Here is a 4,108-nt window from a genome sequence, read left to right on the forward strand (position 1 = left end):
AGCACCGACAGCGGATCGGTGTGGAACCGGAACCCGAGGACCGACCCGAACCCGACGAGCACCGTCATCACGGTGACCGGCCCGGAGAGGCCGCACGCCCGGGGCCCCAGCGACGGCAGCGTCGTGTGGCTCCTTGTTGGAGTGGGTGGTCGCGATCTGCCCGCAGGTCAGTCGCTGACCACCTGGTTGGTCCACGGGAGGTGCAGGTCGTCGCCTGCCTCCCGGGGGACGATGTGGATGTGCAGGTGGTAGATGGTCTGGGTGGCCTCGCGGCCCGCCGAGGTGATCACGTTGCACGGGAACGCCTCGCGGGCGAGCTCGGCCGCCCTGAGCATCGTCGTTGCCGAGACCATCGGGTTCTCGGTGACGTCGTCGACGTGCACGCGGGGGACCACCACGACGTGGCCCTCCACGACCGGGGCGAGCGGCACGAATGCCACCGCGTCCGGCCACTCCCGCACGATCTCGGCAGGAGCCGTACCCTCGACGATCTTGCAGAACACGCACGAGCCGCGCTCGTCGCTGACCGGCTTGGTCATGGTCATCTCCCTGTTTGCATGGCGCCCGTGCTGGTATGCAGGACGCGCTTCAGGGGATGACCGTGCCCGGCAGGGGCCACCTGGCAGGTGCGCTGTACGTCTCAGCCAGACGTCGACGTCGATCCAGGGTTTTCAAGGCTCGCTCGCTCGACCAGTTGTCGAAAACGATCGTCTGTGAGATGGGCTGGCCAGGCCGTTTGCCCCTGGGGGCGCGGTAGGGGTGGGAAGGGTGTGATCTACCGCGCCCCCAGGGCTCGGCCCGCGCCCGGCCTGTAGCCCCCTTGGGCCGGGCGCGAGGGCGGTTGAGCGGGTGGGTCAGCGCCAGGATTGGCGGTGGTGTCGGGGCCGAACTGGGAGCGGGCCTCGTTGGGTTCGATCTGGGCGATGAAGTTGGACAGGTCGCAGCGGGCGAAGGCGAACAGCAGGCGGGTTTCGCGGGTGAGGTTGGCCGCCGACTTGGCGGGGCTGATGTCACGTCTTGGCCGTACGGTCGCGCTCGGACCCGGGTAGGGGCGGGACCGGAATACGCCAGAAACCTGCCGTGGTCTCGTGTAGATGCTGGTCAGGTGCCGGCCTGGAGGGCGGCGAGGTCGGCGTGTGCCTGCTCGACGGCCTTGGGGTAGCGCTGGCGCTTGTCGTGCTCGGCCAGCGCCTGGTAGACGCCCCACCGGTCTTTCGGCAACCGCCGACCTGCAGCGCTCCGCCGCCTCGGGCGGGCCTGTGCCTTGACAAGGGACCTCACGTCCATAGACCAGCCAGCGCCCCGATCGCAGCGCCTGGCAGGCAGCACCGGGTCCAGCTCGAATGTTGCTTTGACCGGCGTGATCCGCACTGCGGGCCTACGGGGTTCCCGTGCTCCCGCGTCCTGCCTGAGGCGTCGCCGGCGCGGGCCTGCGAGTGGCGGCCGCGGCCATGTTGCCGCGCTGGTACGGGAAGAGGGCCGATGGGACGAGTGCGGATCGTGCTGGCGGTGCTGGCGGTGATCGCCGACATAATCCGGGCCTTCACCTCATCGTCCATCGATCAGTGCTTGCTCAGACCCCCTCACTCCCTGCCATCGGCATGCGCAGATCCGACGTCCCACGAGCTCGCTTGCGGGTCGTGACAGGTTCGTTAACGGCACCTGATGCTGGCGCGCAAGCTGCGCATCCCGGCCGCCGACGCCGCGCGGCTCATCGAGGCGCTGCAGCGCAAGGACGTCATCGGCGCCGCCGGCGACGACGGCGCGCACCCGGTCCTGGTGCCCGCCGAGGGCGCCGCGGCCGTGCTCGACCAGCTCCGCCGGACCGGCGACCCGGTCACGGCCGCGCTGCGCACCGACGACCCCGACCCGACCGTCACCGCCGGCGCCGCCGACGTCGTCCAGGAGCCCACGTCGGAGGAGGCCGAGGGCCTGGAGACCGACGAGGACACCGCCGAGCCGATGGACCCGGCCGCCGCCCGCGGCCTGGTGGCCGACTGGCTCCGGCACCGCCACGCCACCGGCAACAAGCCCTTCACCGCCTCCGACCCGGAGCTGACGATCGTGCGCAAGAAGACCGGCAACGGCCGCACCTGGACCTACAACGTGCTCCGGGAGCTGACCGCGATCGGCGTCCTGAAGGACTCGCGCTCCGGCGGCAGCAACAAGACGTGGACGGTCGTGGACCTCTCGCCCCTCGACGAGGACCGCGAGCTGGTTCCCGCCTGACCTTCTCCACTCGCCCGGCACCGGGGCGGTCCCGCGATCCGCGGGGCCGCCCCGCCGTCATTACAGGCCCCGCCCGGCCCGTGCGCGTGCGGCTGCGCGTGGGAAGCGCGCCCGCGCTCGGATGATCTTGTCACGCGGGTGTCACGCGCCCGTGTCACGCGGCGTCATGACACCCGCGTCACGGCCGTCATAGAGCGCTGACCTGTAACCCTCCCCCAGCCCCCGCCCGTGACACCGGCCCGCTGGCACACATGATCAACACGAGTGCCCCCGCTCCATGATCATTATTAGTGCCTCGGTGTGAAGGTCGGGTTTGGCGGGCGGCGGGGGCGTGGTCCTGGTGGCCGTCGACGGGCGTACGTGTGCGAGATGACGTACGGCGATGACGTGACGTACCGGGGGGCGACTTTCGGTGGCGTTAGCGCGACGCAAGTTATGCGTTATGTCGGACTTACCGTCCGCAGTGCCCGGTGAGCGGGGCCGCCGGCAACCGTAGCCGGTCCGCCCGTCCCGCCCTCTTGCGTCCCGGTCTCCGCGCACTCTCCGGTCCCCGGGCGAACGACCGGACCGGCAAGACCGGGCCCTGGTGTCGCCGCTCACCGTGCCCCTCACCCGCACCGCCTTGGGTTGGACCCTGCGATAGCGTGAGTCGCATGGGCATCAGGATGAAAATCATAGGCGTGACCCTGATCGCTACGGGGGTGCTTGTGAACTCGGTCTCTGCCGAGCCTGCTCCGCCCGGCGGCCACCGGCCTTCTTTGTCGAATGACCAGCAAACACTCTTGAAGTCGGGAAAACCGCTTAATGTGGTCATGGACCCAAGTAATGGCCAGGTGATATCGGTCACGCCGCGAAGCGATGCAGCGGTGTACCCGGACTGAGGGCCTGAGGGTCGTTGGTGGGCGCGGTGCTGGTGGGTGTCGACTTGGCTCGCCGCACCCATAGGACCGGCCGATCCAAGTGAGCCAAGACCGGGGCAGAACTGGTAACCACTTCTACATCTTGCTTCCAAGGGTCCGGCCGCTCCGGAGACCACTCGGGCCACGCCGGTCCGTGGATCGCCTCGGCGTCGCCGAAGTGGCACCCAGTTCTACATCTTGCTTCCAGAAATTCCGGCCCGCTCCGGACCGGCCGGGACCGTCGTCACTTGGACCTCGACTTGGCTCCACCACTTGGCTCGCCGTCCCCGTAGGGAGGCCCAGTGGTCCAAGTGACCCAAAACCGGAGAGCCAAGTCGCCGACCGTTCCGGAGCGCCCGGACGCCCCGGACGGTCCGCATCCGTGACCGCGTGGCGTCCGGGTGTTCCGGCCCGCGGGGGTTCGGGGGCGGCGCAGCCTAATGCAGTTGCGTTAGCGAGCGGCCGTGGGCGGCTGGTTGCTGAGCGTGCGCGGTGAGTTGCCGGGGTGCTCGATAGCGGGGACGGCCGGGGGGGTCGCCGATAGCGCGCTGCTAGATCAAGGTTGCGGTTCGTGGTCGTCACAGGTCGGCGGTACTGCGCCGTAGCGCCAGGTCGTGGTTTGAGCGTGTCATCCGGTCGGTGAGTCGATCGGGTGAAAGGCGCGCTGGATGGGGGAACCTGCCGGGTGGCGGGTGCGGCTGGGCGTGCTGTTGTCAGATTTTGCCATGTTTCACCTCGGTGGGTCTTGGTTGTTGTTCTCCTGCGTATGCGACTGTCCTCGAAAACCGCGCGACGGCAGCGGTTCCCGGGTAGCCGCCGACCCAGCGACGACCGACTAGCGTCTCAGAGACGAACGTTTTCCGCCGTCGTCAGACGGCGCACTCTCGGGGCTTGTGCCAGCCGAGGCGGGGCCGGCTGAACGAGGGAGACAATCGCAAGCCGATCAACGGGAAAGGGTCGGTCCGCAGGCTTGAGGGGCT

Annotated in this window: 3 protein-coding genes; 2 read left to right on the forward strand and 1 reads right to left on the reverse strand. The window is 69.2% G+C overall.

What is annotated here, in order from left to right; genetic code table 11:
• Positions 1-167: 167 nt before the first annotated feature.
• Positions 168-539, reverse strand: a complete 372-nt coding sequence (locus tag AB0C84_RS45315) for an HIT domain-containing protein (RefSeq protein WP_361078955.1) — start codon at positions 537-539, stop codon at positions 168-170.
• Positions 540-1,665: 1,126 nt separating this feature from the next.
• Here AB0C84_RS45315 and AB0C84_RS45320 point away from each other — a divergent pair.
• Both AB0C84_RS45320 and AB0C84_RS45325 read left to right on the forward strand, forming a co-directional pair.
• Positions 1,666-2,229 (forward strand): hypothetical protein, encoded by a 564-nt coding sequence (locus AB0C84_RS45320; RefSeq protein WP_361078958.1) that lies wholly within the window; start codon positions 1,666-1,668, stop codon positions 2,227-2,229.
• Between the two features lie 653 nt (positions 2,230-2,882).
• The gene (locus AB0C84_RS45325; RefSeq protein ID WP_361078961.1) at positions 2,883-3,110 is read left to right on the forward strand and encodes a hypothetical protein; all 228 of its coding nucleotides are present in this window, start codon (positions 2,883-2,885) and stop codon (positions 3,108-3,110) included.
• Positions 3,111-4,108: the final 998 nt, after the last annotated feature.

Origin of the sequence: Actinomadura sp. NPDC048955 (assembly GCF_040649435.1) — a bacterium.
Taxonomy (GTDB): domain Bacteria; phylum Actinomycetota; class Actinomycetes; order Streptosporangiales; family Streptosporangiaceae; genus Spirillospora; species Spirillospora luteofluorescens.

Bases quoted from the DNA above. Each gene is read 5' to 3' on its own strand.
- AB0C84_RS45325 (WP_361078961.1), top strand. From the start codon at position 2,883: ATGGGCATCAGGATGAAAATCATAGGCGTGACCCTGATCGCTACGGGG.
- AB0C84_RS45320 (WP_361078958.1), top strand. From the start codon at position 1,666: ATGCTGGCGCGCAAGCTGCGCATCCCGGCCGCCGACGCCGCGCGGCTC.
- AB0C84_RS45315 (WP_361078955.1), bottom strand. From the start codon at position 539: ATGACCAAGCCGGTCAGCGACGAGCGCGGCTCGTGCGTGTTCTGCAAG.